Source organism: Symbiobacterium sp. (genome assembly GCF_040797425.1).
Lineage (GTDB): Bacteria > Bacillota > Sulfobacillia > Symbiobacteriales > Symbiobacteriaceae > Symbiobacterium.
On the sequence record NZ_JBFNEH010000106.1, the window covers coordinates 1 to 3,650 of the forward strand.

A 3,650-nucleotide genomic window follows, 5' to 3' on the forward strand; every position below is an offset into this window, starting at 1 on the left:
TTGGCTGGCGAACCGCCATTTCCTCTTGGTACCCACACTTCTCAGTGTAGAGCCCACGAGCCCTTGACAGGCGTTTCGGAGTCGCCTATAATCAGGCCCATCAACGCGATGAAAGAGATGAGTAGGGCCTGAGGTCCCCAAAGCGAGCCGGGGAGGGTGAAAGCCGGCGGTGACCGAGACGGCCTGAACATGGCTCCGGAGCGGCCGGCTGAAGGTTCTGCGGGGCCGCCGGCGGAAGCGCTGGCGGAGGGCCCGCCTGGAACTGAGTAGGCCCGGACGGGAGGCTCCCGTTACTGAGCCAGGATATCGGCCTCTGGCCCGTATCCGCAACGAGGCCCGGCTCGCGTCGGGCGAACAAGGGTGGTACCACGGGGCACAAGCCTCGTCCCTTCGCATGGGGACGAGGTTTTCTGCGTTTTCAGGGAGAGTTGCCGTAAGGAGGAGGTTCCCGGCATGACGAAGTTTTACATCACGACGCCGATCTACTACCCGAGCAGCAAGCTGCACATCGGTCACTCTTACACGACCGTTGCGGCTGACGCGCTGGCGCGCTATCACCGCCGGTTGGGGCACGAGACCTACTTCCTGACCGGGACGGACGAGCATGGGCAGAAGATCGAGCGGGCGGCCCTCGCGCAGGGGAAGACCCCGATCGAGTTCGTCGACGAGATCGTCGCCGGCATCAAGGATCTCTGGGCGGCCCTGCACATCTCGTACGACGACTTCATCCGGACCACGGAACCACGTCACCAGCGGGTCGTCCAGAAGATCTTCAAACAGCTCTACGATCAGGGCGACATCTACAAGTCGTCCTACGAGGGCTGGTACTGCACCCCGTGCGAGACGTTCTGGATCGAGAGCAAGCTGAAGGAGGGCAACCTGTGCCCCGACTGCGGCGGTCCGGTCGAGTGGACCAAGGAGGAGAGCTACTTCTTCCGGCTCTCCAAGTACGCCGACCGGCTGCTGCAGTACATTGAAGAGACCGACTTCATCCAGCCGGCCTCGCGCAAGAACGAGATGATCTCGTTCATCAACCAGGGGCTGGAGGACCTGTGTGTCTCCCGCAGCACCGTGCGCTGGGGCATTCCGGTGCCTTTCGATGAGAAGCAGACCATCTACGTCTGGATCGACGCACTCTCCAACTACATCTCCGCCCTGGGCTGGGGCACCGAAAACGACGAGCTGTACCAAAAGTTCTGGCCGGCCGACGTGCACCTGGTGGGCAAGGAGATCGTGCGGTTCCACACCATCATCTGGCCCTGCATCCTGATGGCCCTCGGCCTCCCGCTGCCCAAGAAGGTCTTCGGCCACGGGTGGCTGCTCTTCGGTGCCCAGGCGGAGAAGATGTCCAAGTCCAAGGGCAACGTCGTCGATCCGTACGTGCTCATTGAGAAGTACGGGATCGATCCGGTGCGGTACTATCTCCTGCGCGAGGTCCCGTTCGGCTCCGACGGCACGTATACCGAAGACGCGCTCGTGCTGCGGACGAACACCGACCTGGCCAACGACCTGGGCAACCTGCTCTCCCGCACCACGCAGATGATCAACAAGTTCAGCGGCGGCCTGGTGCCCGAGCCCGACCCCGAGGCCGACGACCGTGTGCTGGCCACCCTGGCCGAGCAGGTGATCGCCGAGTACCAGGGCGCCATGGATCGGCTGGAGATCTCCAACGCGTTGGTGGCCCTGTGGAAGCTGGTCGACCGGGCGAACAAGTATATCGACGAGCAGGCACCGTGGGCGCTGGCCCGGGACGCCGCCAAGGCGGGACAGCTCCGCAGCGTGCTCTACAGCCTGGCCGAGTCGCTGCGCATCCTGGCGGTGGCGCTCACGCCCTTCCTGGTCCAGACGCCCGAGCGCATCTGGGAGCAACTGGGCCTCGATCCGGCGCAGGTGCGCACGCTCCCCTGGGAGGAGGCGATCGCCTGGGGCGGCCTGAAGCCCGGCACGGTGATCCGCCGCGGCGCGCCGCTGTTCCCGCGGATTGAAGTCCCCAAGGCAGAGGCGAAGCCGGCTGTCGAGTCTGCACCCGCAACGGCGCCCCAGCCGGCCGCCGGGGCTCCCGCGCAGCCGGAGGCCGGGGCGGCAAGCACTCAGCCGGCCCGGCCGGACGCCGGGGCCGCGGGAGCCGGGCCGGGTCCGGTGGAGGGTGTGGCGCAGATCGAGTACGACGACTTCGCGAAAGTGGACCTGCGGGTGGCGGAGATCATCGCGGCGGAGCGCATCCCCAAGGCTGACCGGCTGCTCAAGCTGCAGCTGGCGGTGGGTGAGGAGCGCCGGCAGATCGTCTCGGGTATCGCCCAGTACTACGCCCCCGAGGAGCTGATCGGGAAGCGCATCATCCTGGTCAGCAACCTGAAGCCGAAGAAGCTCCGCGGGGTGGAGTCGCACGGCATGCTGCTGGCTGCAACCGCCGAGGACGGCCGCCTGAGCCTGGTCACCCTGGACAAGCCGGACTTCCCCACCGGCATGCGCGTGAAATAAGCAGAGCCGCATCTCCCCGGGCGCCCCTTCGGACGCCCGGGGAGACCGCCGCAGAGAGGGAGAAACCGCATGTTGTTCAACACCCATTCGCACGTGGATACGGGGCGTCAGTTTGCCGCAGACCGCGACGAGGTCGTGGAGCGGGCGCGCCAGATGGGCGTGAGCCAGCTGATGGTCATTGGCTTCGAGCGGGCGCTGATCCCGGTCACCCTGGCGTTCGCAGAGCGCCACGACTGGGTTTGGGCCGCCGTGGGCATCCACCCGACCAGCGCCTTGGAGTGGGGGCCCGACGCGGAGCGGGAGCTGCGGGAGGCGGCGCGTCACCCAAAGGTGAAGGCCATCGGCGAGGTGGGGCTCGACTACTACTGGAAGGACGAGGCGCCTTTCGACGTGCAGCGCCAGGTGTTCCGGCAGCAGATCCGCCTGGCCCGGGAGCTGAACCTGCCGCTGGTGATCCACGACCGGGACGCGCACGAAGACGTGGTGCGCATCCTCGAGGAGGAGGGCGCGGGCGAGGTCGGCGGGATCATGCACTGCTTCTCCGCCGACTGGTCGATTGCCGAGCGCTGCCTGGCCATGAACTTCTACATTGGCATCGGCGGTACTGTGACGTATAAGAACAACCCGGTCGGTCGGGACGTCGCCTGCCGCCTTCCTCTGGACCGCATCGTGCTGGAGACGGACGACCCGTACCTTGCGCCGATGCCTTACCGGGGGAAGCGGAACGAGCCCGGCTACGTGCGCTACGTGGCGGAGTTTCTGGCCGAGCTGCGAGGAACCACGTTTGAGGCGATCGCCGCGGCCACGAGTGCCAACGCGCGGCGGGTGCTGCGGTTGGATGAAGCGTAGCGGCCGGGTCGCCGGCAGCCAGGAGCGCACACACCCGGGGGCCCGGTGGTGGGCGTCCGGGTGCGTGACAGCACGGTGAAGCGGCAGGGCGGTTGGAGTCCAGGCTCTGACCGCCCAGAATGACGAATTCGGGACAGTTGACGCCGGCAGGGCGGGCTGCTAAAATACAATCTCGCCGCCACACGACGGCGGCGTGCTCGGCGGAAATCGCCGGCTGGATGCAACTGGACGGTTGACACGAAGCCGAGTACTTGATAAACTGGTGAAGCTGTCGCCTGACGGCAGCGGATCTCGAACCTTGAAAACTAAACAGTGCAGAG

The 3,650-nt window shown here is 66.2% G+C and carries 2 protein-coding genes; both read left to right on the forward strand.

Going from position 1 to position 3,650, the window contains the following annotated elements:
- Positions 1–453: 453 nt before the first annotated feature.
- Positions 454–2,481 (forward strand): methionine--tRNA ligase, encoded by a 2,028-nt coding sequence (gene metG / locus AB2385_RS16705; RefSeq protein ID WP_367656147.1) that lies wholly within the window; start codon positions 454–456, stop codon positions 2,479–2,481.
- A 69-nt stretch (positions 2,482–2,550) separates the two neighbouring features.
- A complete protein-coding gene (locus AB2385_RS16710; RefSeq protein ID WP_367656148.1) occupies positions 2,551–3,330 on the forward strand; it encodes a TatD family hydrolase in 780 nt (259 codons plus the stop codon).
- The last annotated feature ends 320 nt before the right edge of the window (positions 3,331–3,650 follow it).

What these genes read in the sequence shown, in the direction of transcription:
- metG (WP_367656147.1), top strand. Translation starts at nt 454, where the DNA reads ATGACGAAGTTTTACATCACGACGCCGATCTACTACCCGAGCAGCAAG.
- AB2385_RS16710 (WP_367656148.1), top strand. Translation starts at nt 2,551, where the DNA reads ATGTTGTTCAACACCCATTCGCACGTGGATACGGGGCGTCAGTTTGCC.